Source organism: Mycobacterium sp. AMU20-3851 (assembly GCF_043974665.1).
In the GTDB taxonomy this organism is placed as follows: domain Bacteria; phylum Actinomycetota; class Actinomycetes; order Mycobacteriales; family Mycobacteriaceae; genus Mycobacterium.
In genome coordinates, this window is the sequence record NZ_CP146371.1 from 5,884,101 (window position 1) to 5,910,831 (window position 26,731).

Genomic DNA, 26,731 nt, shown 5'->3' on the forward strand with positions numbered 1-26,731 from the left:
TCGATCACCGGATCCCGGCCGCGAGGACACCGGCCCCCGCCGGGGACGCGTGGTGGTAGGCGGGGATGGTCTGGACGGTGTTGGAGTCCGGGGTGATCGCGGTGGCCGCCATTGCCTGGTTGGTGGTCATCGCCCCGATGGCGAGGACCGCCGCGGCAGCGAGCATGGCGAATCCGGCAACGAACTGGTGGGCGATGCTCTTCATGTCGTGATCTCCTGTGCTGCTGGGCCTTTGAGTTCGGTGCCGGTGTTCCGGCGATGACTCAACAATGCCGCAGTCAGGAGTCGCGGTCTGTCGGCTGACCGGACCCCAGCCGGGGGGAATCGACTGTCCCCCGATCGGAGGAATCCGGTGTGGTGCCCACCCTAGGAATCGGGGTCCTCGGACTCATCGGTGGGCAGCGCCTCGGCCCCCGGAGTCGCCGGCGCCAGCGCCTCTTCCTCGTCGGCCTGGACCTCGCTCGGCTTCGGTTCCGGATTTGTCATCGTTTATCTCCTCACGGTTGACGACATCGGTTCGGGACACCTGTACCCGGGCCGGCACAGACGTAATCAGCCGCTCCCGCCTATCCGCGCCCGGGCGATCTCGGCCGCGCCATTTCCGGTGACCAGCCACAGCGTGGCCAGGCTGGCGACCAGGTCCCCGACGCTCACGTCGGTTGCTCCGTTGACGAACGCGAGGATCGCGTCTGCGGTGCCGCCGATGATGAAGGCCGGCGCCACCAGGGCCAGCGGGTCCTTCTCCAGCTCCACATCGTGCACGGTGCGCGCGTGCCCGACCAGGACGCCCGTCAGGCCGCGCAGCACACTGTCCCGATGTTGTTGCACGGCGGCTGAACTCGCGACCGACCCGAGAAGCACCCGGGCCCGCCTCGGATCCCGGGTCAGGGTGCGCACCAGCGCATCGACCGCCGCGAAGGCTTGTTTGTCCAGAGGTTCGGCGAGCGTGGCGGCCACCGCGGCCAAGGTGCTCGCGCGCACCTCGTCGGCGATCTCGTCGACGGCCGAGGTGGCCACCTCGTCCAGGCCGGAGAAGCTCTCGTAGAAGTACCGTTTGTTCAGACCCGCTGCGGCACAGAGCTTGTCGACGGTGATGGTGCGCCACCGGTTGTCATCCATCGCATCCAGCGCGGCGTCGAGCAGGCGGGCGCGTCGTTGCAGGCGTCGCGCGTCGGCACTCTGGCCGCCGTAGCTGCGCTGCGGAGTCTCGGGCACGACACGATCGTCGCACTCCCGCGCATTCCGCCACGACGGACCCGTTGACACCACCACCAAACTCTGGCACGGTTCCGTACCAGATAGCTAGTGGTACGAAATCGTGCCACATTGGAGGAGGCCGCAGATGACCACATCCCCCGTTTCGGCGGCACCGCCCGCCGACGTCACCGCCGGAGCTTCGGTGCTCGATGAGTTGCGCGGTCTGTCGAGCACCAGCCCCGGACTGGCCCGCCGGTTGGGCTGGGACTACCTGCGCGAACTCGGCGATGCGGGCCGGCTCGAGCAGCTGGCCGAACTGTTCGCCGCCGGAAGCGCACCCGACGGACCGGACGGCGCCATGGAGGGCCTGATCATCGGCAAGCTGTTCGGCATCCCGGAGGCCACGCTGGCCAATCCGCTGATGAAGATCGACCCCACCTGGCGCGGGAAGACCTTCGACCAGGCATCTGGCACCGGCTTCAACCGGCTGAGCCGGCTGGCGATCGTCTCGTTGCGCGCCGTTGCCCCGCTTTACACCGGCCTTCGGCGCAGCGGAGCGGAGGTCTGCGGGTTCGACTTCCGGCACTGCATCGACACCGCGGCGGTCGCGCCCTTCATCAAGGTGCGAGCGTTGGACTACGCGGTCCCGGAGTACCGCAACCCCAGCGTGCGAACCTTCCCCATCAAGCGGACCCGCGACGAAATCGTCGAGCTGCTGCCCGGCCTGTACCTGGGCCGGGCTCTGTTGACGATGCCCAGCGGCGAGATCCGGTTGATCGCCTACTTCGGGCTGCGGGAGTTCAGCGACGAGAAGACCGGCCGGCCGTGATCGGCCTCGACGGTGCGGTGTGTTGCATCACCGGCGGCGCCCGCGGAATCGGCAGGGCCACCGCCGCCGAACTGGTGCGCCGCGGTGCCACCGTGTGGATCGGTGATCTCGACGCCGACGAAGCCGAGCGGACCGCTGCCGAGATCGGCGCGCGCGCAACGTACCTCGACGTGACCGACCCGGCCGGCATGACCGCCTTCCACGACGCCGCGTCCGCGGACGGTCCGCCGGCCATGCTGGTCAACAACGCCGGGATCCAGTACATGGGACCGTTCGCCGAGCAACGTCTGGAGCTCTACCACCGCGAGGTCGCCGTCAACCTCATCGGCGTGATCAACGGCCTGCACGTCTTTCTGCCCGGCATGTTGGAGCGCGACCACGGCCACATCGTGAACGTCGCCTCCATGGCCGCCAAGGTGACCACCCCGGGCATCTCGGTCTACTGCGCCACGAAATACGCGGTGGCCGCCCTGTCTCGTTCGATTCGCGCCGAAATCGCCTCCACGTCAGTCACACTGAGCACCGTGATGCCCACGGCCGTACACACCGAGCTGACCGCCGGAGTCGGGCTGGAACTGCTGCCCACCCGCCAACCGGCCGATATCGCCGAGGCGATCGCCGACAGCGCGCGCAGTCCCCGTCGTGAGATCACCGTGCCCCGCTGGCTGGCACCGATGGGCACGATCGAAGAAGCGGCACCGGAACCTGTTCTGCAGGTGCTGAAACGGATCGCGACGTTCCGCCGGCCACCAGGACATTACGACGAGGACGCCCGGAGACGCTATCTGGACCGGATCGGGCAATGACCGTCGCGCTCCCGGCAGAGACGATCGCCTCGGCGAAGCTGCAACTGCAGGCCGTCGCGGCCGCCGCGGCATCGCGCTACCCCAGCCCGGACGAACCGCTGGCGGCGCCGCCGACGGGATCCGGACTCGAACCCGTGATGGGTAACTACGGATTCCCGGTCCTCGGGCACATCCTGGACACCATCGTCGACCCGTTGGACTTCGCCCGGCGGCGTTATGACCGTTACGGCCCGGTGTCCTGGGCCGGTGGAATCGGGTTCCGCGTCGTGCAGTTGATGGGGCCCGAGGCGCTGGAAACGGTGTGGATCAACAAGGACAAGGCGTTCTCCAGCACCCGGGGTTGGGCGCCGGTGATCGGACCGTTCTTCCACCGCGGGATCATGCTGCTGGACTTCGAGGAACACCGGGATCACCGGCGCATCATGCAGCAGGCGTTCACCCGGCCGGCGCTGGAAGGCTATCTGGATCTGATGCGTCCGGGAATCGCCCGGACCGTGGGCGGCTGGCCCGCCACGCGTCGCTTCCCGTTCTATGACGGCGTCAAGAAGCTGTTGCTCGATCAGGCCGCCGAAGTGTTCGTCGGCACACGGCTGGGCGCCGAGTCCGACCGATTGTCCGAGGACTTCCACCACACGGTGTACGGCGGGCAGGCCGTCATCCGGGCCGACGTCCCCGGCGGTGCCTGGGCCCGCGGACTGCGTGCACGCGAACGCCTGGAACGCTATTTCGCCACGCAGATCCCGGCGCGCCGCTCGGGTGCGGGCACCGATCTGTTCTCGATGTTGTGCCGCAGCAGAAGCAGCGACGGGGACCGGTTCTCCGACGAGGACATCGTCAACCACATGATCTTCCTGCTGATGGCTGCGCACGACACCAGCGCCATCGCGATCTCCATGCTGACCTACGAACTCGGCCGCAACCGCGATTGGCAGCAGGCGCTCCGGGACGAAGCCCACGCCAAACCCAATGACGAACTGGGACTGGACGACATCGACCGGGACTACCCCCTGCTGGACTGCGCGTTCAAGGAAACCCTGCGCATGTACGCCCCGGCCGGCACGTTGTTCCGGCAGGCGATCAAGGACACCCAGGTCGCCGGACGCTACATTCCCCGCAAGGCGCAGGTGGCGATCAACGTGTACGCCTCCATGCGGCTGGCGAACTGGTGGCCCGAACCCGACCGGTTCAACCCCGACCGGTTCACCGCAGGCGCTGATTTCGGCGCGGTCAGCCGGTACGCGTTCGCGCCGTTCGGCGGGGGCGTGCACAAATGCCTCGGCCAGCAGTTCGCCGATATGAACGTCAAAGCCGTCATGCACCAACTACTTCGGACCTTCGAATGGACGGTACCCAAGGGTTACCGTCCGCGGATGGGATGGGGCACCGGCCCAACCCCGACCGACGGGCTGCCGGTGGCCATGCACCGGCTGGGCGCTCAGCGGCGGTGGTAGTAGCCGTGGTGGCGGTGGCGCACCGTGGTGGCCCCGGCCTTTGCAGCCTGGTTGTACTTGGCGTCGACGACCTGGCTGGTCGACGGCCCGGGATTGACTGCGGCCGTGGAGGCCTGGGACGTGGTGGCGGCACCGACGGCGATGATGGCCGGGGCAGCCAAGGCGATGATTCCGGTGGCGACGCGGCGCGTGATGATGTTCATGGGTGAAATCCTTTGTTCGGAAGAGTGATTCAAGGATCTCCCGCCCGCCGCCCGGCGTCTGTCGGGCATTCGGCCCGGCTACCGGGGGAACCGGCTTCCCCCGATCGGAGGATCAGTTCGCGGTCAGCAGGATGTACTGCGCCGCCATCTGCTGGTGGGCGTCGGGCAGTGTCTCGGCGTTCACCTCGACGGCGTAGCGGCCGGCCGCAGCGACACAATAGAAGCCCTTGCCGCGCGCCGTGCACCGACTGTCGGGCAGCCCCGGTACCGACTCGGCCGCCGTGGCGCCTTGGCCGGCGACCTCCTTATCGAACGACCCGACCACCATCGATGCCAGCCCGGGGCTTTTCGCCTCGTACACATTCGTCAGCCCCATCGCCACCGCCGACACCCCGGTATCGGTGAACAACGTCTTGGACCCGATCGGGTTGCTCTGGAAATGCATGGCACCGCGCCTGGTGTAGACGGCGTTCTTGGTCTTGGCGGTGCTGTTGGCCGCGGGCAGGGTCTTGGCCAGCAGACCGGTCGGATCCAGCGGCACGTCGGCGAGGGCGTCGGCCGGGGCCGGGCCGAAGTCGTCGATGCGCGGACCCTGCACGTCGATCACCTTCTGGATCAGCGCGGTCGCCGCGTCGACACCGTCGACGGACTGGACGAGTTGCATGAACACGAACGGGCCGTGCGGGGTGAACGATCGGACCACCGCCCATTCCCGGTCGGATTCCGCTGGGGTGAACGGGTATGTCGACGCGGCCGCTTCGGGGTGGCCCGGAATCGTGGCGGGTGCGGGCGTCGCGCCGCGGATGGCCTGTGCCGCCGCAGCGGTGTTCATGTCCGTGGCCGCGGCGGTCGCTGCGGCAGGATCGGGGAACCGGAACACCGCGTTGATCATCACCGCCTTGTCGGTGTTCTGCCGGGCCGAGGCGAATCCGTTGACGAATCCGTGCCCGCCCGCTTGCTGGGCCACGCCGTCCGGTGCGAACTGGGTCAGCGCGACGGCCGTGTCGAGCAGGTAGTAGGTGGACAGGTACGGGCTGATCAGGTCGGCATCGGCTTCCCAGGGGCCCGCCACATGGTCGGCCATGCGCTGGGCGTCGGCGATCGCGCCGATGTGCGGGTCACCGGCGTTGCCCAGGGGCGGCCGCGGCGCGGTCGGATACTTGCCGGCATCGAGTGCAGCGGGACTCACGATGGGCGGTTCGGTGGTGGTGGCCATCGCCGGGTTTGTTGCGGTGGTTGCCGAATCATCGGTCCCGCCACATGCCACGAGGACTGCGGCAACCACTCCGGCGATACCGAATTTGCTGAAGCGGCGCAACGCTTCCGAGGTGTCCATGCTGCATAGACCCTATCTGGGTCGCCGCAGATCAGAGCGGGGTATGGGCCGAATTGATCACCAGGTCATACAGCGGGGCACCCCAGGCGTGCGCGCCGCTGGTGGCCGGCGCGTAGGCCGTGTGGATGGCGATGGCCGAGGCCGGGATCTCCTCGGCTTCGCCGTCGTAGTCGCAGACCGGGTCGCCGACATCACAGACGCTGACCGTGCGGGCGCCGATCTGCGGTGGCAGCGGTGAGGTGTCGGTCGAGGCCAGGAAGGAGTGCTCCTGCGCCACTCCCTTCCCCACACCGGGCACCACCGCAGTCGATCCCATGTTGACGGTGGTGTCGGTGGGCAGCCGGTCCCCGTCGGCGACCAGCAGCGCGGCCACCACCTGCGGGGCGTCGGCCAGGTCGTGCAGATTGCGGTGGATCACCATCGCGCCCTGGGAGTACCCGGCGAGCACCACCTTGGTCTGCGGGCAGCGCTCGGTGAAGGCCTCGAGTTGTTCGGCGGTGGCGTCGGTACCGTCCTCGACGCTGTCCATGAAGTCCATCCAGCCGCCGAGACCGCCGCCGAGCGGGACGGGTGCAGCCGGGTACTGCACGGCCTCGGCCGTCATCGTCTGTCCGCCGGCCGCCAGTTCGGTGGCCAACTGCTGATAGGACTGGTAGACGACGTCGCCCATGCCACCGTTGGCGGCCAGCGCGGCACCGTCACGCTGCCCCGAACCGGCGGCGCCGATCCAGTGGAAGTCCGCGCAGGCCGGCGCGGCGGCGGCGGTGCCGGCGGACAGTCCGGCCAGCGTCGTGGCGGCCACCGCGACCGCCATTCCCAGGCGAATGATCATCTGAGCCCCTCCCACGGCACCACGCGGTACATCGCTACGTTGCACATCGTTGCCGGGGCGGGCCGCCGTTACGGCCGGGTGAGAACCGTCACGCGAGCCGGATATCGCGCAGGATCGCGGCGGGCACATTCTCTACGCCGTGTTGATACGCCGGAACTCGCTGGGATTGACGCCCCGGTGCCGTTTGAACGCCGCACTGAAGGTGAACGGATCGGCGTAGCCCACCGCCCGCGCGACCTCCCGGACCGTGGCTTCCTGCTGTTCGATCAGCAGATCCATCGCCAGCGTCATCCGCCATCCCGTGAGATAGGTCAGCGGTGGCTCCCCCACCAGTTCGCTGAACCGCTTCGCCAACGTGGAGCGGGATACGCCGGTCGCGGCGGCCAGCGAGGACACCGTCCACGGCGCCGCCGGATCGGCGTGCACCAGCCGCAGCGCGTCGCCCACCACCGGGTCCCGTTGCGCGGTCCACCACGCCGGTGGCTGCCCGTCGGGCCGGTCGAACCAGGTACGCAACGTGCACACCAACATCCAGTCCAGAAGCCGATCGAGGACGACCTGTTGCCCCGGGACGTCCAGCGCCGCCTCGGCGGCCAGTTGGTCGAGCACCGGGTCGCCGGCATCCGCCCCGGGCAGATGCAGCACGGTCGGCAGCGCATCCAGCAGTCGGCGGCTGATCTCACCGCGCACCGGATAGGCGCCCACGACCAGCGTCGCGCCCCCGGAGACCGGGTCGGCGCGGTCACTCCACCCGAGCCGGTGCCGGGTGCCGCCGAGTTCGGGCACCGCGCAGAACTCCCCGCAGTCCACCGGCTGCGCGGCCGTGTCGACATCGTCGACGAAGGTGAACGGTGCCGGCCCCTTCACCACGACGGTGTCGCGGTCGCGCATCCGGATGGGTTCTGCGTGCTGCGGCACCAGCCAGCCCTGACCGCCGATCACCGCGCACAGCGTCAGCGGGGCGCCGTCGACGAAACGCAGCGCCCACGGCGCTTTCAACTGCGTGCTGCCGAACAGCGAGCCGTGGGCGCGGACACCGCGGCACAGGTCACCGAACACATCCATCCCACGAGATTAGACGAATTCACAGGCATACCGGCTTTCTGCCCATGGAATCGTCCGCCGCCGCCCGGTTCACTGGAGTCCATGAGCCACGACACCACCCTCGTTCCCGGCATTCTGACACCCGAGGACGTCGAGTTCCTCGGCCGGCCGCTGCACGGCTTCTTCACCGTCGCCGCGGGTGCGGTTCCACCGCAGCCCCGTCCGGTGTGGTTCGAGGTGAGCGCCGAGCAGGCTGTCGAGTTGATCACCGAACCCGGCGCGGCGAAGGTCCGGCGCCTGCACACCGATCCCCGGGCCTCGCTGGTGGTCACCACCCCGGTGGGCGAGCGTGAGCGCTGGCTGTCGGTGGCGGGCCGGACCACCATCGAATCCGCCGGAGCACATGACCTCACGGCCCGGTTGGCGGCGCGCTACTGGGATCTGCGCGATGCGACCCGGGCCGCCGAGTTGGAGGCCATGCTGGGCGCGGATCTGCTGCGGGTGGTCATCCACCCGGAGAAGGTGGCGCGCTACTCGATGACCTGACCCTTCTCGACCCGCCAGGTCCGGTCCAACCGCACGTTCTGCAGCATCCGGCGGTCGTGCGTGACGAGCAGCAGCGCGCCGTCGTAACTCTCCAGAGCCTGCTCGAGCTGTTCGATGGCGGGCAGATCCAGGTGGTTGGTCGGCTCGTCGAGGACGAGCACGTTGACGCCGCGGGCCTGCAGCAGGGCCAGCCCGGCGCGGGTCCGTTCCCCCGGCGACAGTTCCTCGACCGCGCGTTCCACGTGATCGGCGGTCAGCCCGAACTTCGCCAGCAACGTCCGCACCTCGGCGGTCGGCCAGTCCGGCACGAACCGCTCGAACCGATCGACCAGGCGCCCCGGTCCGGCGAATTCCGCTCGGGCCTGGTCGATTTCACCGATGGCGACGCTGGCTCCCAGACCGGCCCGGCCCGAATCGGGAACACGGCGTCCCAGCAGCGTGGCCAGCAGGGTGGACTTCCCCGCCCCGTTCGGCCCGGTGATACCGATCCGCTCGCCGGCAGCTACCTGCAGAGACAGCGGTCCGAGCACGAAATCCCCTTGTCGTACAACGATATTGTCGAGGGTGGCGACCACCGAACTCGACCGCGGCGCGGCGCCGATGCTGAACTGCAGCGTCCACTCCTTGCGCGGTTCCTCGACCTCGTCGAGGCGGGCTATCCGGCTCTCCATCTGCCGGACCTTCTGGGCCTGTTTCTCACTGGACTCGCTCTGCGCGCGGCGGCGGACCTTGTCGTTGTCGGGCGACTTTCGCATGGCGTTGCGCACACCCTGACTGGACCATTCCCGTTGGGTCCGGGCACGGGCGACCAGGTCGGCCTTCTTCTCCGCGAACTCCTCGTACTGCTCGCGGCGGTGACGCCGATGGACCTCGCGCTCCTGGAGATAGCTTTCGTAGCCGCCCCCGAAGACGGTCGTGGTGTTCTGTGCGAGGTCGAGTTCGAGCACCCGAGTCACGCTGCGCGCGAGGAACTCCCGGTCGTGGCTCACCAACACCACGCCGCCGCGCAGGTCACCGACGAATCGTTCCAACCGGTCCAGGCCCTCCAGATCGAGGTCGTTGGTCGGCTCGTCGAGCAGGACTATGTCGAATCGGGACAACAGCAGGGCCGCCAGCCCCACCTTGGCGGCCTGCCCACCCGAGAGTGCGGTCATCGGCGTCTGGTCGGTCGCGATGCCGTTCAGCCCGACGTCGGCGAGCACGGCGGGTAACCGTTCGTCGAGATCCGCTGCGCCGGTGGCCAACCAGTGCTCCAGCGCGGCAGAGTAGGCATCCGCGCTCGCCCCCGAGTCGTCCAGCGCGGCGGCCGTCGCTTCCATCTCCCGGGTCGCGGCCGCGCAGCCGGTGCGGCGGGCGATGTAGCCCGAGATGGTCTCGCCCGGCACCCGCTCGTGTTCCTGGGGCAGCCATCCGACGAACGCGTCGGGCGGCGCGATGCTGATCGTGCCGCCGAGGGGCGCGAGCTCACCGGCCAGGATCCGCAGCAGGGTGCTCTTGCCGGCGCCATTGACGCCGACGACGCCGATCACATCACCCGGCGCCACGGTCAGGTCGACGTTCTCGAACAGGATGCGGTGGGCGTATCCGCCGGCCACATCCTTGGCGACGAGCGTTGCGGTCATGGGCCTATCGTCGCATCACCGCGGCGGCGCCTATTGCCAGCCCGCCAACTCGTTGAGCAGCCTGCGCACGCTGCCGCTCAGCGAGCTCGGCACATGGTCGGGGTCCATGAGTTCGTTCTCGGCCAGCGGTCCGGCTTCGTCGGCGACCACCTCGGCGGTCATCGGTTCGACCGTGCGGCCATGCCCGCGCAATGCCTCCAGTGCGCGCAGGAATGATCCGTGGTCCGCGACGGCGGCCCGGAACGCCTCGGTGGGCACTCCGAGATGTTCGCTGACCAGAAGCTGTCGGAAATCGGCAATGAATCTCCCTACAGTTCCCCCTGTTTCGGTGGTTTCGAGCGCGATGTCACATTCGCTGTCGAATCCCAGGGACCGGTTGTTCAGGTTGGAGGAGCCGATCCGCAGTAGCCGGTCGTCGACGACGATGACTTTCGAGTGCACATAGATCGGCGTCCCGTTCGCGGTCACCGGCCAGTAGATGCCGAGATGCCGGTGTTCGTCGGCGGCCCAGAGTTCGGCGATGAGCAGGCTGCGCGCGCTGTCCATGGATTGCTGTTCCAGACGGCTTTCCGAGCGGCGGGGCAGGATGATGACGATCTGCGGTCCGTCGGGTTCGCGCAGCCGGTCGATCAAGGCCTCGGCCAGCGTGCGCGAGGCCAGATATTGGTTCTCCAGATAGGTGACCTGTCTGGCGGCAGCGATCGCGGCCAGGTCGAGCGCCTCGACCTCGCGGGCTTCCTCGTTGTCCGGCAGGGCCGGGATGGTGCGGACGATACCCACCTCGACATCGCGCAGGCCGGGTTCCAGGCCCCGCGGCCAGGCCACATGCGCCACATCGACTTCGGGCAGCGACTGCCCGGTGGCGCCCTCCCACCTCTCCCGCGCCACCCTGCCCAGGGCGCGGGCGGCGGCACCGTCCACCGCGGCGGCGACTTCGTGGCGGGGCGTCACGTTCGGTCGCAGCGGATGATCGTCGCGATGCTCGGAGGTGTCCCACCGGCCGAGGGTCAGATCGATACCGCCACAGAATGCGACGGCGTCATCGATGCTGACGATCTTCTGGTGGTGCACCGCACCGGTGGGGTGCGCACCGTCCACCGCGAAGCGAATCCGGCGGCCGCTGAAGCGATTCAGGACGGAGACCGGTGTGATGCCGTACCACACGTCGTCGAACATCGACAGCAGTCGCAGGTTGGATTTCAGGACGTGGATCTGCAGGCCGGACCGCTTCCACAGCAGCCAGTACAGGAAGGCCCCCAACTGATTCGGGCCGGGCATGGTGGGCTCTCCGGGCTCGAAGGTGGTGCCGGCGTCGAAGTCCCAGCCGACCAGGATGATGCGGCGCCGGGCCCGCAGCATCGCGGCCTTGACGTGCCGTAGGTAATCCGCCCCGTCGACGATGCAGGCGAACCGGTCGGCGTGGGCCAGCTCCCGACAGGTCTGACCTGGGACGAGGATCGGATCCTCGGATGCCGCCATGCGCTCCCCCCGAAGCTTGCGCCGACTGCCACTCGGCGACACACTGTGGTGTCACTAAGTGTCAGGAGATCTTCATCATCGTCACCCAGGATATGCGCGGCACGCACAGACCGAAGCAGGAGCAGGCCCGCCTCGCCGTCTCCCGGCATGCCTGCGCGCTGTTCTGTGCGCACGGGGTCTCCGCCACCAGCGGCGACGACATCGCGGCTGCCGCAGGCCTTTCCACCCGCACGATCTGGCGCTACTTCCGCAGCAAGGAAAGCTGTGTGGAACCGGTGCTGTCGCTGTCGGTGCAGCGGTTCCTCGCGGTGACCGACCGCTGGCCGGCCGAGTTGTCACTGGCCGATCACCTGGCTGCGGACATGGCCGCGCACCCCCTCGACGAGCAGGAGATCGCCGACGAGGTCAGCGCGCTGCGGATCGCGACGATGTCGGCCGACGAGCCCGCGCTGCGGGCGGCGTACCTGATGGTGCACGACGAGATGGAACGCGGGTTGATACCCGTGGTCGCGAAGCGGTTGGGTCTGCCCGAGGACGATCTCACCGTCCGGCTCTGCGCCGCCGCGGTCACCGGCGCGTTCCGCGTCGTCGACGAGGATGTGGGCCGCCGGGTCATCCTGGAGAAGGAGGCCGTGAGCCAGCAGGAAGCGCTCGGGCTGATCGACCGAGCGGTCCGGGATGCGACCAACGGGCGGTTCGGCGGGCCCGTCGCGCGCTGAAGGCTCTGCCTACTTCCCGGCCTACTTCCCGGCGTTGCGGGCCAGGTCGATGGCGTACTGATTGACGAAGGTGCCGGCGCCCGGCTCCCCCCGGCCGCACGAGCCGTCGGACTCGCCCACCCGCTTCACCCACAGGTAGGCATCTGCGTGCGGGCTGGCGGTGGCGGTGGTGGGCGGGATGCCCAGCGCGCGGCCCTTGGGGTTGCACCAGTTGAGTTCGCCGTCGTGTTCCGGGCCGAGACCGTTGCGCGAGGTGTCGATGACGTAGTGCGCGCCGCCGGTCATGCCCGAGATGGCTTCGCCGTAGCCGGCCTGCTCTTCGGTGGTGTAGTAGTTCGTGGTGTTGAGGCTGAAGCCACGCGCCTTGGCGACGCCGACGTCGTTGAGCATGGCGGCCATCTTGTCGGCGGGGACCCAGCGGGAATGCCCGGCATCGATGTAGACCGCGGCGGCCGGGTCGCGGGTCAGGGTGTCCACCGCGTAGCGGATCAGATCGAAGCGTTCCTGGCGCTGGTCGGCGCTCAGGCAGTCGGCCATCGCCAGGGCGTCGGGTTCGAGGATGATCGCGGCCGGGGCGCCACCCAGGCCGGCGGCGATGGAGTCGATCCACTGCCGGTAGGCGTCGCCCGATCCGAAGCCGCCGGCGGCGTAGCTGTAGCAGTCGCGGTGCGGCAGCGCGTAGATGACCAGGACGGGCGTGGCGCCCGCGCCCTGTGCGGCGCCGACGAGCTTGCTCACGGTGCCGTTGACCGTGCCCGCCGGGAAGGCCTGGTCGAGCCAGTAGGCCTGCGGCGTGTTCGCGACGTAGTCCAGTTGCGGGCTCGGTGGGTTGGCGCTCTGCGCGGCCCGCATCGCCTTCGAGATGGGGTCGACGTAGAACGGCTTGCCCGCCAGCGGGTTGGCCTCGCTGACGAGGCGGACCTGCGGCGCCGCCGGCGCGGTCGCGGCGAATCCGGCGGTGGCGGCGACGGCGGTGGCGGTCATGGTGGCCGCGACAAGGGGGGCCAGCCACCGGACGGCGGTGCCAGCAGCTGAGGACTTCACACCAGAGAAAGTTAGTGCGGCTTCGCGATCGGCGCCAATCGCGGATTCCCAGGTCACCGCCGGAAAATATGCTCGGCAAATCGGAGCCACGCGCCCGTCCGCCGGGCTTCTTGGGCGGGTGTGCGGGAAGCGATCGGCTCAGCAACGATGGAGACGTTGCCCTGCTTCAGACGGTCCCGAGCTGTCTGCGCAGCCGCAATTGCAGCCCGTCGATGACGACGTCGAGGCTGAACTCGAAGTCATCGGCCGTCCCGGCGACGGCCCGACGGGCGATCACCTCGCCGAGGAGGGGGAACTGCCCGACCGGCACCTGGCCCAGTACCCGCGTCACCTCGGAGGTGTGATGGCTGCGGGAGTGGTCATCGCCGAGCAGGTCGCGGGCGGCGGTATAGGCCACCCCCGACACCATCGACAGGACGTGGCCGCCGTCCTCGGCGCTGAAGCCCGCGGCCGCCAGTGCGGCCAGGACCCGCTCGGCCAGTGCGAGGCTGTTGGTCCCGCGCAGCTGCACGACCGCGGTGGTGGCCCGCAGGTGCACAACGCCCCGGTGCAGCGCCTTGCCGTAGGCGCGCAGTATGTCGGCCCAGTGCGCGTCCTCCGGCAACGCGAAGTCCCGCAGTTCGGCATCGAAGAGGTCGGCGACCACCAACTCCAGCAGGCCTTCGCGATCTCCGACGTAATAGTTCAGCGAGGTGCGGTCCACTCCGAGCGCATCGGCCACGGCCTGCATGGTCAGGTCCCCCGGCGCGATGGCCCGGGCCGCGGCGACGATCCGGGCGCGATCGATCCGGGGTGGACGACCGCGTCGGGGCCGCTCGCCCTCGTTCCCCGTCGCCACCTCATGAAGATAGCGGCTCGGCCATTGCGACGCACGTCACATTCTGCTATTTTTCCACGGGCGTGGATAAATAGGCGGCAGAAGGAGCCCTGGGCAATGCGTGTCATTCAGTGGACAACCGGCAAGGTCGGAAAGCTAAGCCTGCGCGGCATTCTCGACGATCCCCGCCTCGAACTGGCCGGGGTCTACGCGTACTCCGCGGAGAAGGCCGGTCTCGACGCCGGGCAACTGTGCGGACGGCCGGACACCGGAGTGACGGCGAGCACCGACATCGACAAGCTGCTCGCGCTGGGCGCCGACGCGGTGATCTACACGCCGTTCATGGCAGATGTGGATCACGTGGTGAGGCTGCTGGAAAGCGGGCTCAACGTCTTGAGCACCAACCTCTTTCTCAACGTCGGTGGCGTCCAGGGGCAGACCCGCGACGCCTTGGAGCAGGCCTGCGCCCGCGGAAACAGCTCGCTCTACATCACCGGTATCCATCCCGGCTGGGCCAACTCCATCACCACCGCGCTGACCGCGGTCTGCCGGGACGTGCGGTCCATCTCGATCGTCGAGGCGGCCGACGTCTCCGTGTACGAATCCGTCGAAACCTGGGAGATGCTCGGCATTTCCAAACGGGAGGCATCCCCGGACGTCATCGAGATCGCCAAGCTGGGCATGATCAGCTTTCGGGATTCGGTCGAACGAATGGGCGTCGCACTGGGTTTCGAGGCATTCGACAGCATCGATTTCGACATCGAGTTCGCCACCGCATCCGAGACCGTCGACCTCGGCTGGATGTGCATCGAGAAGGACACCATCGCTGCGCTGCGCGGCGGCTGGAGCGCCAAGATCGGCGAGGACACCATCCTGCGTACCGCCGTCGTCTGGCACCTGACCAAGAAGCTCAACGCGGACTGGGACCTCGATGAGGACCACTACAACATCACCATTCACGGCGAACCCGAGGTGCGCACCCGAATCCGCTTCGTACCGCCGGAATCCTGGGGCAATCACGAATGGGACACCATGACCGCGATGCCCGCGGTGAACGCCGTGCACGACATCGTGGCCGCACCCGCGGGCATCCTCACGCTCAAGGACGTCGGACTGACCTGCGCCCCGGCGCGGGCCTGGCGCGACAGCTGACGCATGCCACCTCTGCGGCTCAGATTCCGTAGCGCAGCTTGACGCTTCGGTAACGGTCGAGCAGCTGACGCGCGCGTTCGGCAGGGTCCACCCGCACGGTCGTCGGCGGTAGGACATCGAGGATCTCCGAGTGCCGCACCAGGCGGGTGCGCAACGTTGTGGCGTTCCTACTCAACAGGTTGCGGTAGGTGAGGTTGCCCGCCGAGAAACCCTGGGTGTCCAGCCAGTTGTGGATACCCGGGTCCTGGTGGGCGATGACGAATCGCACGACACCGTCCTCGTCGACGACGGTGCGGGCCGGGGTGTAGCTCACCGCCCGGTAGAGAAAGTCCATACTCCCCACGAACGCGCCGCCCATACCGAAGATCCAGAAGCCGTCATGGTGGTCCATCTCCACGATCAGTGCCTCGTCGGGCGCCAACCGCCACACCATGTGGGCGGCCAACCGGCCCCGTTTCACATCGTCGTCGGTGTCGGCGATCTTGTCCGGGGGGAACTGATTCGGGTATCGCGGATCACACACTCCCGCGGAGTACTTCCACGAGTGCTCCGGCCAGTCCCGCATCGCGCCGGTCAGGAAATCACCGGCCCACCCCATCGCCTCGATCATCGTCTCCGGGTCGGGTTGTGGTCGCGGCGTCCGCATCCCGATGCGTTCGATGGTCAGCTCGGTCGGCGACTCGAACCACGCGTCGAATGCTTCGCGGATGAACAGCTTCCGGCTGCCGGGTGTGGTGGGTAGCCAGTTCTGCGCACGTTCGGGGCCACCGATGTACAGCTCGAAATTGCCTGCCGCATCGGTGGCCAACTCATGACCGAAGATGTTCGTCTCCGGAATATCACCGAACGGTTCGTGCAGCGACGGCCAGTCCGTTCCCGGGATGGTCTCCGGGCGGGGCCCTTGGACCGTCACATTGAGCCACCGCGCTGTCCCGCGTCTACCGGTGATCTTGTACTCGTGTCTGCCGTCGATCCATGCCTGCCGGTAGGTGAAGTCGGCGACGTCGCCGCCGAGTTTCCTGGTGGGCGTGCACAACGGGTGAATCTGCGGGTAGGCAGCATCCCGGGTCTCCAAGCCGAGATCGAATGCCTGCCCGAGATTCTGGGTCAGGAAGCGCATCGCGTCGGCACGCTGTACGGGCGTGCTGGGGTTGGCGTCCTTGAACACCAGTTCCCCGGCGTCTTTGAGCCTGTCACAGAACTGCCGCCATGCGTCGCGCAGCGCCGCATCTTCGGGTGCATCGCCGAAAGCCACCTCAGACTCCCCACTCGGTCAGCATGTCCGATATGCGTTGGGCCGCACGAGCGGTGGCCGCGCGCGGACCCTCCTCGTCGATCCGTGGTCCGACGAGTTCGATGTCGAAGACTCCGGCGTAGCCCGCCTCCAGGGCGTCACCGATGATGCGTTGCAGCGGGATCACACCGTCACCCGGTACAGCCCGGCACGGTGCGCAACGATCACCGAGGACATAGTCGCTGACCTGCATCAGACCGGTCATCGGCAGGGCCCGGCGGATCAAGTCGCTCAGTCCCGCCTCGGCCCAGCAGGCGTGCACGTCGACACACACCCCGATGCCGGCCGCGGTGGCCAGGGTGATGGTGTCCGGGAGAGTGTGCGCGATGTGGATGTCGGCATTGAAACTCGATGCGTTCTCGACGAGGAGGCGCACGCCCGCGGCCTCGGCCCGGACTCGGCACGGTGCCAGGAGTTCGCTGAATCGAGCTGCCGCCCGCTCCCAGGTCAACGCACCCCGCGCGCCCGTCAGGAGATAGATCTGCGGGCATCCGAGGGACGCGGCCATATCGATGACCTCGCAGAGGGCCTCGGTGGCCCGCGCGCCGTCGCGTTCGAGGTCCGGGTGCACGGCGAAGGGATGGTTGATGCTGGCGATGCGCACGCCGGCGCTCCTCGCCTCGTCGATGCCGCCGGCTCCCGTCAGAGCGGGGCTGACCAGTGTCGCCTGCTGCACCCCGATCTCGCGGCAGTGCGCCAGAAATGCGGCCGTGCGCTGGTTCAGGAAGGCCACCTGGTGCAGGCTCACCCGGGGATGCAACGCTCAGCCCCGGTTCTCGATCTCGACACCGAAACGTTCACGGAACGGCCGGAACTCCTCGTGCAGCGCGTCGAGGTCCTCCCCGATGTCGGTTAGCAGGGTGGTCGAGTAGCGGAACTTCCCGTGCCGGTCACCCTTGTTGTGCGCCAGGTAGTTCCGCATCGCCTGCTCGGCCGCGGGGGTCAATGCCCGGCCGCTGAAGCGGTAGTACCGCCGGATGGTGCCGATCGGGTCGGCGACGAAATCGAGGTAGCGGATGTGCAGAATGCGCGGATCGTCGGTGAGCGGATTGCACATCGTGTTGGCGATGCTCGCCCGCGTCAGGTCCAGGTGTAGCCGGGCGGTGGCCGCCAGGTCGACCGGGCCGGTGATACCCTCGGTGATGTCGGCCATCATCATCGTCCGCGATGCCGCCACCTGTACCGGGTCGCGGTGCAACCAGACCAGTGTCGCGTCGGGATAGACGTCGAAGAACTCGCGCAACCGGAAGCCGTGGAATCCCTTGAGTACCCAGTACTTCTGCGGCCGGGCAAACTGGCACTGCTGCAACATCATCCGGTGGATCCGGTACTGCGCGGCCGCATCGGTGGGCAGGCCCTGCACCACGCTGGGCACCGGGACCCGCCACCACGCCGTCGGTGTCATCACCCGGAAGTCGAAGGCCCACGTGCGCTCGTCCTCGGGCAGGCCGTCACCGAGCATGTCGTTGTAGGGATGCGAGTGCAGCCATTTGGGCAGCTTCTCGTTGATCTCGCGCCAGTCCGCGTCTGCGCGCGGGGGACGCGGGTCGTCTGAGCCGGCAAGTCCCGGCGGTCCCGACGGGTACATGACCTCCCAGAACCGGAGCGCCCGCGCGTCCGGGTCGACGGCCATCAGCGCGTGCATCAGCGTGGTGCCGGTGCGTGGTTCGCCGGTCACGAACAGCGGTGCCACCACGGCCTCATCGGCCACCGGGTAACGACGGCGATCCTCGAAGAACTCCAGCCGCGCGGTGAGCAGGCCGGTACACACCTCGGCGGCAGCGCGGCGGCCGTCGGCGTCCATACCTGCGGCGTCGAGATGCTCGACCGCGGTGGCGAATCGCGCGGGCAGCGTATCGTCACCCCAGTCGGAGAGCCCGGTGCGGGCTTGCGCGTCGGCCAGCAGGGTCGCAGCGTCCAGTTCAGCCATGGCTTGCGCCGACCAGCCGCAGGATCTCGTCCTCGGTCTCGCGCACCTTGTCCGCGGAACCGGCACTGAATCGCAGGCCGGCCATGCTGCCGTACTCCATCAGTTTGAACACCCGCATGCCGGCATCGCAGAACCCTTTCACTCTCTCCGCCACCTGTTTCGGTGTCCCGCACGGGAAGACGTCGGTGATCGACCGGGTGTCGACCTGTTCGCAGAACTCGATGATCTTCTCCCGGGACAGCCGGACCGGGTCGAAGTCCTGCACGCCGCGCCACCGCGGTCCCATCGGATGCTCATACCCGAATTGGCGCAGGTCCTCCGCGGTGACGAGCAGGATGATCGCCTTCACCAACGGTGCCTGCAGCATCTCGGCGATCTCGTCGTCGTCGCCGATCAGGCATATCTGGGTGACTGCGGGGGTGATGGCGTCGGGGTCACGGTCCGCGCGCTCGGCGGCCTCACGCACGACGCTGAGCTTCTGGTGGTAATCCTCCGGGGTGTAGGCGCCGTTGGGCCACCACCCGTCGGCGTGGCGGCCGGTGATACGCAGCATCCGAGGCCCGGCCGCGCCGATCCAGATCGGCGGGTACCGCCCGTCGTAGGGCTCGGTATCCAGCCTGGCATGGGCAAGCTTGTGGAACCGGCCCTCGAAGTCGACGGGTCCGTCGCTCTCCCACAGCATCCGGATGACCCGCAGTGCCTCCTCGAACCGGGCCACCGGCGCCTCGAAGTCGAATCCGTAGGGCACCGTGTTCTCCAGCTCCCCCGAACCCAACCCCAGCACGAACCGCCCCTGGGACAGGTGATCAAGGGTGAGTGCCGATTGCGCCAGCATCGCCGGGTGCCGGCGCACGGTGTCGACCACCGTCGTGGCGATCGGGGTGGTGCGGGTCAGTACGGCGGCTGCGGCCGCGACCGCCATCCCGTCGAGGTGGCGGTGCGGTGACGGGGAGACGGTCGCGAGATCGGTGAACTCCGGTGTCCAGATCGAGTCGGGCCAGAAGCTGACCATGTGGTCGGGCAACCAGATGGAGTGGTAGCGACCCGAGTCGTACTGCTTCAGTATGTCCAGACCGAGTGGCAGCGTGGTTCGTAGGAAGGCGGCGGGTGCGACGTTCACGCGAGCATCCGCTCCAATCCGGCGATGACGACGGCCAGGCTGAATTCGAACTGATCGGTGCCGTCCTGATCGGTGCCGGTCGCGGCGACGACTTGACGCAGGATCGAGAAGTCCTGCGCCGCAGCATGCTCCAGTGCATCGGCGACCTCGGGGACGTTCGGATGAACGCGGTTCTGGGCCGCCAACACGGCGGTCCGGCCGGCCGCGTATGCCGTCTCACTGATCTGGGTGAGCGCCCGGCCGGCCTGCACGGCGTCGAATCCGGCATCGACCAATGCCTGCAGCAGGCACTCCACCGGGGCCAGTGCGCCGAGTCCACTGGCTGCGGGCAGATGGAACGACGTGGCCAGTACCCCGACCTTCAGGTAGGCGTCCCGGATCGCCGCCGCGTAGGAACGGGCGACCACCCGCCAGTCACCGTCGGCGGGCAGTTCGACCCGTCGGAGTTCGGACTCGAAGACGTCCAGCGCGACGAGTTCACGCAGTCCCTCACGCCCACCGACGTGATAGTTCAACGCCTTCGGATCCACCCCGAGGGCCCCGGCCACCGCCTGCATGGTCAGCGCATCGGGCGGGAGATCGCGTGCCGCAGAGACGATCCGCTCTCGGCTGATCTGCCGCGGCCGTCCGCGCCGGCGAGTGCTAACCGCGTCGCCCGGCGGCCCGCTCATCTGTCCGACTCCGTCCGCATACGGCGAGTCTAGTATTTTTTCCCGGTCGGGAGTATGAATATTTCCGTGTCAACGCAGACGACGACGCGTCCGGGTATCTGCCGGATCTGCTCAGCGCATTGTGGGGTGCTGGCCACCGTCACCGACGGGAAGCTGACCAAGGTGACCGGGGACCCCGACAACCCCATGTTCAAGGGCTATACCTGCGCCAAGGGCCGCGCGCTGCCCGACATCCACAACAGTCCTGACCGGCTGCTACACAGCCAGAAACGACAACCCGGCGGCAGCTACACCCCGATCGGGGCCGAGGTCGCAATGGACGAGATCGCCGGGCGCCTGCAGCAGCTGATCGCCGCACACGGGCCCCGCTCGGTGGCGGTGTACCTTGGCACCAACGGACTGCCCTATCCGGCGTCGGCGTTGATGGCCAGTGCTTTCATCCGGGGCATCGGATCCCCCATGTTCTTCACCGCCAACACCATCGACCAACCCGGCAAGCAGATCGCGCTTGCCGCGCATGGCCACTGGCTGGGCGGAGACGTCGACTTCCACGAGGCCGACAGCTGGATGCTGATCGGCACGAATCCGCTGGTGTCCAAGGCCATTGGCATCCCGGGGCAGAACCCGGGCCAGGGGTTACGCAACGCGCTGGGGCGGGGTATGAAGCTGATCGTCATCGATCCGCGCCGCTCCCAAACCGCTGCCCGGGCCGCGATTCACCTGCAACCGCGTCCCGGTGAGGATGTGGCCATCCTCGCCGGCATCATCAACTTCGTCATCTCCGAGGGGCTCTGCGATTCCGAGTTCATGGCTCGCAACGTCACCGGATTCGACGAGTTGGCCGCAGCGGTGCAGGATTTCACTCCGGAGTACGTGGCCGCCCGCGCCGACGTGCCGGTCGCTGAGTTGATCGCCGCCGCACGGCTGTTCGCGACACATGGGACCCGACGCGGGATGGTCAACGCCGGCACCGGCGCGAATTTCGCGGGTCACGGCAGCCTGCTGGAATACCTGTGCCTGTGTCTGACCACCATCTGCGGCCGTTGGCAACGGGCCGGGCAGCGGGTGGTGCGGCCGAACACGCTGATGCCGGCGTTCACCGCGAAAGCACAGGCCCATCCGCCCTACGAGGGGTGGGGCTACGGCGAGCGGCTGCGGGTGCGCGGGCTCACCGACACCGTGGCCGGGATGCCGACCGCGGCTCTGGCCGACGAGATCCTGCTGGAGGGTCCGGGACAGGTGAAGGCGTTGATCTGCATCGGCGGAAACCCGATGGCGGCCTGGCCGGACCAACGAAAGACGCTGCGCGCCCTGGAGAATCTCGACCTACTGGTCACTCTCGACACCGAGATGTCGCTGACCTCGCGGCTGGCCGATTACGTGATTGCGCCGAGAATGCAGATGGAGACCCCCGCGATGACGATGGGCAGCGAGCTCATCAAGTACTACACGAGCGGTACCGGCATTCCGGCGGCGTACGGGCAGTACGTGCCACGGATCAGCGAGCCGCCGGCGGGCTCGGATCTGACCGAGGAATGGCAGTTCTTCCTCGGGCTCGCCAAACGCATGGAACTCGACCTCTGGTTCGTGAACTTCTTCGGCGGCGGCCGCTTCATGGAATCTCCGCCGGTGGTGATCAACATGAACGGCGACACTTCACTGACCACCGAAGAGCTGTTCGCGCAGATGTGCTCGACGTCGCGTATCCCCCTCGACCAAGTCGCCGCCCACCCCCACGGGCAGATCTTCGACGTCGGCGACGTGGTCGCCGAACGCGACGCCGACTGCGATGCACGTCTCGATGTCGGCAACGCGGTCCTGCTCGGTGAGTTGGCCGAGGTGCTGACCCAGGGTGTCACCGCCGGGCAGACCGACGCAGCGTTTCCGTTTCGACTGATTCCGCGGCGGCACGGCAATTTCATGAACTCCTCGGGCACCAATCTCGCCGCGCTGAACCGGGGCAAGCCCTACAACCCGGCATACATGCATCCCGACGCCATGGACGCGCTCGGCCTGCGCTCCGGAGACCTGGTCACTGTCACCTCACCGCACGACAGCATCCCGAGCGTGGCCGAGGCCGACGAGACGCTGCGCCCCGACGTGATCGCGATGCACCATGCGTTCGGCGGGCTGCCGAGCGAGGACGGCGAAGTCCTGGCGCGGGGAAGTAACGTCGGACGCCTCGTGCCGACCGATACCGACTACGAACCGATCACGGGGCTACCGCGGCAGGGCAACATCCCGGTACGGGTGACCGCCGGGCCCCCGGATTAGCGGGATTGTTCCGGAAAGGTTCAGGCGGCGATCGACGCGCCGCAGATACCGCACGCCTCGAACTGCCGGCGTTTCCAGCGCGCGACCGGGATGAAGAACACGCTGAGCTGATTGAACTGCCGCAACCGCATCCACTGGGTGGTGTTGTGGCAGCGCGGACAGGTCCGCACCTGGCCGGCGCCGAGCGGTTTCTGCTTGGTACCGAAGCCGAACAGGAAGAACATCACACCAGGGTAGATGCGGTGGCCGGGCGACCACTCAGTCCTGGTGCTCCGATGCCGGCGCCGAACGCGGAATGAAGATCGCGATGGCGGTGCACAGCGCCGCGGCTGCGAGCCCGAACAGGAACGCCGCCTGGAAACCATCGGCACTCGGCACGGCGGCGCCGCCCAGATCGGTCGAGTACCTGGCGAGCACCGCGGCGATGACCGCGGCCGCGGTGGCCGTCCCCAGCGACCGCATCAACGTATTGAGCCCATTGGCGGCCCCGGTCTCCGAGGCCGGCACCGCGCGCATGATCAGGGTCGGCATGGCGGCGTAGCCCAGCCCGATCCCGATGCCGATCAGCAGGTTGATGACCAGGATGTGCCCGGCGTGCAGATCCATCAGCACAGCGATGGCGTAGCCGGCCGCCATGATCATCGCGCCGGCCACCAGCAGCGGTTTCGGTCCCCACCGCCGCGAGAGCCGGCCCGCCACCGGCGACATGGCCAGCATCGCCAGTCCCGCGGGCATGAGATGCATGCTCGCCTGCAGCAGCGGCATCCCCAATCCTCCCGCCTCCGTGGGCAGTTCGAGCAGTTGCGGGAAGGCGATCTGGGAGGAGAACAGGGCGAAGCCCATGGCGATCGACGCGAGGTTGGTCAGCAGCACCGGCCGCCGGGCGCTGACCCGCAGGTCCACCAGCGGCTCCCGGATGCGCAGTTCCAGCCAGCCCCACACCAGCAGGACTGCCAGCCCGCCCACCAACGACCCCACCGTGCGCGGCGAAGTCCAGCCCCAGTCGTTGCCGCGCGAGATCGCCAGCAGCACCCCGGTCAGACCGATCGCGAGGCCGACGATGCCGATGCCGTCCACCCGCCCGCCGACGCGCAAAGTGCTCTCCGGCACCAATGTCACGATCAGGACGAACGCGGTGGCGGCGAGCGCGGCCGCGAACCAGAACAGCACGTGCCAGTCGAAATGCTCTGTGACGAAGGCGCTTATCGGAAGCCCCAGCGCGCCCCCGACGCCCAGGGTGGCGCTGACCAGTGCGATGGCCGACCCGAGCTTGTCGGCGGGCAACGCGTCCCGCAGGATCGCGATACCCAGCGGGATGACGCCCATCCCCATGCCCTGAAGTCCGCGTCCGACGATCAGCGGAACCACCGTCGGCGACAGTGCCGCGACCACCGACCCGAGGATCAGCACGCCGAGCAGGGTGAGGGCGATCCGGCGCTTGCCGTACATATCGCCCAACTTGCCGGAGATCGGTGTGCAGATCGCCGCGACCAGCAGGGTGATGGTGATGACCCAGGCGGTGTCGCCGTTGGAGGCGTTGAGCAGCTGCGGGAGCTCACCCTGAATCGGGATGAGGATGGTCTGGGTGAAGGCCGCGGTCATCCCGGCGAACGCCAGCGGCGCGACCACCCGGGCAGCCCGTACCGGAGATGTCGGGGTACCGGGCAGCGGCTCGACCGTCCGAGTCTCCACCGTCATCCGTCCACCTTTCGCCTGCGTACCTCGCCACCGTACCGGCGATTGAGACTGAGTATCAACTTGCATTCGCCGTATCGATTCTGACATCGAGCATCAGAATCGGCTATCCTGGGCCGATGACCGCAGGCGTACGTGAGCGCGCGCGACTGGCACTGCGCACCGAGATCGCCCAGGCGATGAGCATCCTGTTCGCCGAACGGGGCTTCGACGCGGTGACGGTCGAGGAGGCCGCCGGCGAGGTCGGCATCTCCCGGGCGACGTTCTTCCGCTACTTCGGCTCCAAGGAAGACGCCGTGCTCGCCGCCATCGAGGCCTCGTCCATCGACTACGCGGCGCACCTGCAGAGACTGCCCCCGGTCGAGGATGAGAATGCCTGGCAACTACTGCTCCGCGCCTTCCAGAGCGCTCTGACCCACCTCAACGAACACTCAGAACGGGAGCGCTCCCGCGTCCGGATGATCAATGCCAACGTCTCACTGCGCACCCGGATGGCCCAGCGGCGTTTCGCCCACGAGGATGCGCTGACTCCGGTTCTGGCGCAGCGGATCGCGGACCCAGACGCGGCCCGCACGATCACCGTGGCCGCGCTGGCCGCCCTCGATCTCGCCTGGCGGCGCTGGGCCGACGGTGCCGAACCGACCATCGCCGGCTCACTGGACCATGTCTTCGCGCACCTCGTGGCGGCCAATTCCGCTATTCCACAACGGGATTGACCGATACGTCAGGCACGCAGATAGGCCAGCACCGCCAGCACCCGGCGGTGCTGTTCACTGTCGGGTGGCAGCCCGAGCTTGGTGAAGATGCTGCCGATGTGCTTTTCCACCGCACCATCGGTGATGACCAGGGCACGGGCGATATTGGTGTTGGACCGGCCCTCGGCCATCAATGCCAGCACTTCCTGTTCCCGCAGCGTGAGTTGGCGCAGAGGATCGTCCCGTCGCCGGCGCACCAGCAACTGGGCGACCACATCCGGGTCGAGCACGGTGCCTCCGGATGCGACCCGGTGCACCCCGTCGAGGAAATCGGCGACGGCGGCGACGCGGTCTTTGAGCAGGTAGCCGATCGCGCCGGCGCCGTCGGCCAGCAGGTCGTCGGCGTAGGAGACCTCGACATACTGCGACAGCACCAGAATCGGCGAACCCGGTACCAGATGGCGGGCCTGGACCGCCGCACGCAACCCCTCGTCGGTGTGCGAGGGCGGCATCCGCACGTCGACCACCGACACATCCGGCCGGTGTGCCTCGACCGCCGCCACCAGCGACGGGCCGTCACCGACAGCGGCGAGCACCTCATGGCCGTTCTCGGTGAGCAGCCGAATCAGGCCCTCTCGCAGCAGGACCGAGTCGTCGGCCACGATCATTTTCATGCCGGCAGTTCCACCCTTATCGTCGTCGGTCCACCGTTCGGACTGGTTACCGACAGGGTGCCGCCACCGCCGCGCACCCGGTCGACGAGACCGGACAGTCCGTGTCCCTTGGCCACGTGGGCGCCGCCGTCGCCGTCGTCCACGATGTCCGCGGCGACGCGCATCGGCCCCGACGCGACCGTCACCCAGCAATTCGTCGCACCGCTGTGCTTCGCGACGTTGGTCAATGCCTCGGCAACCACGAAGTACACCGTGGTCTCCACGGTGGGATCCAGTCGGCCCACCGGTGTGCCCAACTCCGGATCCACCACGAGTTCGACCGGCACCGTGCACCGAATCGCCAGTGCGGCAAGCGCACTCGGCAGGCCTCGGTCGGTGAGCACCGGCGGCGCGATGCCGCGGGAGAGCGCGCGCAACTCGTCCAGGGTCTCCTGGGTCTGGGCGATCGCCTCGTCGAGTGTGTCGCGCACCGGACCGGGCGCACTGCTCTGCCGGGCGCGGCCCAGATCCATGGCCAGCCGGATCAGACGCTGCTGCGGGCCGTCGTGGATATCGCGTTCGAGGCGGCGCAGGGCGTGGGCCTCCGCGGAGGCCGCGGCCGTTTTCTGCTCCGACAGCACGGTGATGGTCTGGCGCATCTCGGCCACGCCGGTCAGCAGCACCCGCGCGAAGGCCGCCTCCAACAACGCGCATCCCCGCACCACCAAGGGCAACGTGCACAGACAGCCCAGGCCGACAGCGGTCTGAAATCCGATGCGGGCCAGCGCGCTGTCTCCGAGCCCGATCAGCTGGGCCAGCGAGGTGTTGTCCGGACCGCGCGGGATGGCCCAGTCCCAGGCGACGGTCAGCGTGCCGGCCACAGCCGTGGTCCACCAGGTGATCAATACGCAGAAGGTGGCCACCGAGATCGGAAACCGCAGCACGCCGTGAACCAGGTCCAGCCAGGACTGCCCGTCGGCCAGCGGCATGACCATCCGCTTGAACGCCGACGCTCCCGGGGCCGCCGTGCGGTATGCCGGCCGGGTGCGCGGCCGGTGCAGCACCGCCGGGAACCGCAGTCGTTCGATATCGGCGAAAACCCGCGCGACGAGGACCGTTGCGACCAGGATCGGCAACCCCACGAGGATGACGAGCGCGCCCAGCCCCACCGCCACCCCGGTGACGATGGCGGTGAAACTCAGCAGGGCGAGCGGGAATCCGAGCAGCACATACCCGGTGTCCACACCGAGCTGGCGGATGACTCCCGGGCGTTGGATCGTGGTCACGCGTTCGACGCTAGGCACCGCTGCCCTCCACCCCCA

At 68.2% G+C, this 26,731-nt stretch carries 27 protein-coding genes; 8 read left to right on the forward strand and 19 right to left on the reverse strand.

Annotation, left to right across the window (positions count from 1 at the left end):
• Nucleotides 1–4: 4 nt before the first annotated feature.
• Both V4U86_RS28250 and V4U86_RS28255 read right to left on the reverse strand, forming a co-directional pair.
• A complete protein-coding gene (locus V4U86_RS28250; RefSeq protein WP_395309126.1) occupies nt 5–205 on the reverse strand; it encodes a hypothetical protein in 201 nt (66 codons plus the stop codon).
• A gap of 347 nt (nt 206–552) precedes the next feature.
• The gene (locus V4U86_RS28255; protein WP_395309127.1) at nt 553–1,215 is read right to left on the reverse strand and encodes a TetR/AcrR family transcriptional regulator; all 663 of its coding nucleotides are present in this window, start codon (nt 1,213–1,215) and stop codon (nt 553–555) included.
• 127 nt (nt 1,216–1,342) lie between these two features.
• Here V4U86_RS28255 and V4U86_RS28260 point away from each other — a divergent pair, with 127 nt between their 5' ends.
• The 3 genes from V4U86_RS28260 to V4U86_RS28270 are packed head-to-tail and all read left to right on the forward strand — an operon-like array spanning nt 1,343 to nt 4,283.
• A complete protein-coding gene (locus tag V4U86_RS28260; RefSeq protein WP_395309128.1) occupies nt 1,343–2,026 on the forward strand; it encodes a hypothetical protein in 684 nt (227 codons plus the stop codon).
• Complete coding sequence (locus V4U86_RS28265; RefSeq protein WP_395309129.1) at nt 2,023–2,832, forward strand: SDR family oxidoreductase; 810 nt, start codon at nt 2,023–2,025, stop codon at nt 2,830–2,832. Before V4U86_RS28260 ends, V4U86_RS28265 begins: the two co-directional genes overlap by 4 nt.
• Nucleotides 2,829–4,283 (forward strand): cytochrome P450, encoded by a 1,455-nt coding sequence (locus V4U86_RS28270; protein WP_395309130.1) that lies wholly within the window; start codon nt 2,829–2,831, stop codon nt 4,281–4,283. The genes V4U86_RS28265 and V4U86_RS28270 overlap by 4 nt, the downstream gene beginning before the upstream one ends.
• Here the strand turns inward: V4U86_RS28270 and V4U86_RS28275 are convergent.
• The 4 genes from V4U86_RS28275 to V4U86_RS28290 all read right to left on the reverse strand — a co-directional run bounded on the left by V4U86_RS28275 (nt 4,268) and on the right by V4U86_RS28290 (nt 7,719).
• Nucleotides 4,268–4,486, reverse strand: a complete 219-nt coding sequence (locus V4U86_RS28275) for a hypothetical protein (protein WP_395309131.1) — start codon at nt 4,484–4,486, stop codon at nt 4,268–4,270. The two genes, V4U86_RS28270 and V4U86_RS28275, sit on opposite strands and share 16 nt — an antisense overlap.
• Nucleotides 4,487–4,598: 112 nt before the next feature.
• A complete protein-coding gene (locus V4U86_RS28280) occupies nt 4,599–5,822 on the reverse strand; it encodes a DUF7373 family lipoprotein (RefSeq protein WP_395309132.1) in 1,224 nt (407 codons plus the stop codon).
• Between the two features lie 31 nt (nt 5,823–5,853).
• Nucleotides 5,854–6,654, reverse strand: a complete 801-nt coding sequence (locus tag V4U86_RS28285; protein WP_395309133.1) for a cutinase family protein — start codon at nt 6,652–6,654, stop codon at nt 5,854–5,856.
• A 132-nt stretch (nt 6,655–6,786) separates the two neighbouring features.
• Complete coding sequence (locus tag V4U86_RS28290; RefSeq protein WP_395309134.1) at nt 6,787–7,719, reverse strand: AraC family transcriptional regulator; 933 nt, start codon at nt 7,717–7,719, stop codon at nt 6,787–6,789.
• Between the two features lie 81 nt (nt 7,720–7,800).
• On the opposite strand from V4U86_RS28290, the gene V4U86_RS28295 reads away from it, so the two are divergent.
• Nucleotides 7,801–8,244 carry a pyridoxamine 5'-phosphate oxidase family protein gene (locus tag V4U86_RS28295; protein WP_395309135.1) on the forward strand — a complete coding sequence of 148 codons (444 nt, stop codon included), beginning with the start codon at nt 7,801–7,803 and terminating at the stop codon, nt 8,242–8,244.
• Here V4U86_RS28295 and abc-f read toward each other — a convergent pair.
• The gene (abc-f, locus tag V4U86_RS28300) at nt 8,229–9,866 is read right to left on the reverse strand and encodes a ribosomal protection-like ABC-F family protein (protein ID WP_395309136.1); all 1,638 of its coding nucleotides are present in this window, start codon (nt 9,864–9,866) and stop codon (nt 8,229–8,231) included. The two genes, V4U86_RS28295 and abc-f, sit on opposite strands and share 16 nt — an antisense overlap.
• Before the next feature lie 30 nt (nt 9,867–9,896).
• A complete protein-coding gene (locus tag V4U86_RS28305; RefSeq protein ID WP_395309137.1) occupies nt 9,897–11,345 on the reverse strand; it encodes a phospholipase D-like domain-containing protein in 1,449 nt (482 codons plus the stop codon).
• Nucleotides 11,346–11,437: 92 nt separating this feature from the next.
• On the opposite strand from V4U86_RS28305, the gene V4U86_RS28310 reads away from it, so the two are divergent.
• Entirely contained in the window at nt 11,438–12,064 is a 627-nt protein-coding gene (locus tag V4U86_RS28310) for a TetR/AcrR family transcriptional regulator (RefSeq protein ID WP_395309138.1), read from the forward strand.
• 21 nt (nt 12,065–12,085) lie between these two features.
• Here V4U86_RS28310 and V4U86_RS28315 read toward each other — a convergent pair whose 3' ends face one another.
• A complete protein-coding gene (locus tag V4U86_RS28315; RefSeq protein WP_395312248.1) occupies nt 12,086–13,048 on the reverse strand; it encodes a glycoside hydrolase family 6 protein in 963 nt (320 codons plus the stop codon).
• Between the two features lie 226 nt (nt 13,049–13,274).
• Complete coding sequence (locus V4U86_RS28320) at nt 13,275–13,946, reverse strand: TetR/AcrR family transcriptional regulator (protein WP_395309139.1); 672 nt, start codon at nt 13,944–13,946, stop codon at nt 13,275–13,277.
• A gap of 96 nt (nt 13,947–14,042) precedes the next feature.
• Between V4U86_RS28320 and V4U86_RS28325 the strand changes: the two genes are divergently transcribed.
• A complete protein-coding gene (locus V4U86_RS28325; protein WP_395309140.1) occupies nt 14,043–15,077 on the forward strand; it encodes an NAD(P)H-dependent amine dehydrogenase family protein in 1,035 nt (344 codons plus the stop codon).
• 19 nt (nt 15,078–15,096) lie between these two features.
• Here V4U86_RS28325 and V4U86_RS28330 read toward each other — a convergent pair whose 3' ends face one another.
• The 5 genes from V4U86_RS28330 to V4U86_RS28350 are packed head-to-tail and all read right to left on the reverse strand — an operon-like array spanning nt 15,097 to nt 20,092.
• Nucleotides 15,097–16,332 (reverse strand): DUF1214 domain-containing protein, encoded by a 1,236-nt coding sequence (locus V4U86_RS28330; RefSeq protein WP_395309141.1) that lies wholly within the window; start codon nt 16,330–16,332, stop codon nt 15,097–15,099.
• A 1-nt stretch (nt 16,333) separates the two neighbouring features.
• Nucleotides 16,334–17,119, reverse strand: coding sequence for a sugar phosphate isomerase/epimerase family protein (locus tag V4U86_RS28335; protein WP_395309142.1), 786 nt, complete (start codon nt 17,117–17,119; stop codon nt 16,334–16,336).
• A gap of 15 nt (nt 17,120–17,134) precedes the next feature.
• Nucleotides 17,135–18,301 carry a sulfotransferase family protein gene (locus V4U86_RS28340; RefSeq protein ID WP_395309143.1) on the reverse strand — a complete coding sequence of 389 codons (1,167 nt, stop codon included), beginning with the start codon at nt 18,299–18,301 and terminating at the stop codon, nt 17,135–17,137.
• On the reverse strand, nt 18,294–19,421 hold the full coding sequence (locus V4U86_RS28345; RefSeq protein ID WP_395309144.1) for an LLM class flavin-dependent oxidoreductase: 1,128 nt from the start codon (nt 19,419–19,421) through the stop codon (nt 18,294–18,296). The genes V4U86_RS28340 and V4U86_RS28345 overlap by 8 nt, the downstream gene beginning before the upstream one ends.
• The gene (locus V4U86_RS28350; RefSeq protein WP_395309145.1) at nt 19,418–20,092 is read right to left on the reverse strand and encodes a TetR/AcrR family transcriptional regulator C-terminal domain-containing protein; all 675 of its coding nucleotides are present in this window, start codon (nt 20,090–20,092) and stop codon (nt 19,418–19,420) included. Before V4U86_RS28350 ends, V4U86_RS28345 begins: the two co-directional genes overlap by 4 nt.
• Before the next feature lie 66 nt (nt 20,093–20,158).
• Between V4U86_RS28350 and V4U86_RS28355 the strand changes: the two genes are divergently transcribed.
• Complete coding sequence (locus V4U86_RS28355) at nt 20,159–22,366, forward strand: molybdopterin-containing oxidoreductase family protein (RefSeq protein ID WP_395309146.1); 2,208 nt, start codon at nt 20,159–20,161, stop codon at nt 22,364–22,366.
• A 20-nt stretch (nt 22,367–22,386) separates the two neighbouring features.
• Here the strand turns inward: V4U86_RS28355 and V4U86_RS28360 are convergent, their stop codons facing one another.
• Entirely contained in the window at nt 22,387–22,590 is a 204-nt protein-coding gene (locus V4U86_RS28360) for a zinc-ribbon domain-containing protein (RefSeq protein WP_395309147.1), read from the reverse strand.
• A 34-nt stretch (nt 22,591–22,624) separates the two neighbouring features.
• Nucleotides 22,625–24,064 (reverse strand): MFS transporter, encoded by a 1,440-nt coding sequence (locus V4U86_RS28365; protein ID WP_395309148.1) that lies wholly within the window; start codon nt 24,062–24,064, stop codon nt 22,625–22,627.
• A gap of 116 nt (nt 24,065–24,180) precedes the next feature.
• On the opposite strand from V4U86_RS28365, the gene V4U86_RS28370 reads away from it, so the two are divergent.
• Nucleotides 24,181–24,777: a TetR/AcrR family transcriptional regulator gene (locus V4U86_RS28370; RefSeq protein WP_395309149.1), complete on the forward strand. Its 597-nt coding sequence runs from the start codon at nt 24,181–24,183 to the stop codon at nt 24,775–24,777.
• An 8-nt stretch (nt 24,778–24,785) separates the two neighbouring features.
• Here V4U86_RS28370 and V4U86_RS28375 read toward each other — a convergent pair whose 3' ends face one another.
• Nucleotides 24,786–25,430 carry a response regulator gene (locus V4U86_RS28375; protein ID WP_395309150.1) on the reverse strand — a complete coding sequence of 215 codons (645 nt, stop codon included), beginning with the start codon at nt 25,428–25,430 and terminating at the stop codon, nt 24,786–24,788.
• Nucleotides 25,427–26,695, reverse strand: coding sequence for a sensor histidine kinase (locus tag V4U86_RS28380; RefSeq protein WP_395309151.1), 1,269 nt, complete (start codon nt 26,693–26,695; stop codon nt 25,427–25,429). The genes V4U86_RS28375 and V4U86_RS28380 overlap by 4 nt, the downstream gene beginning before the upstream one ends.
• Nucleotides 26,696–26,731: the final 36 nt, after the last annotated feature.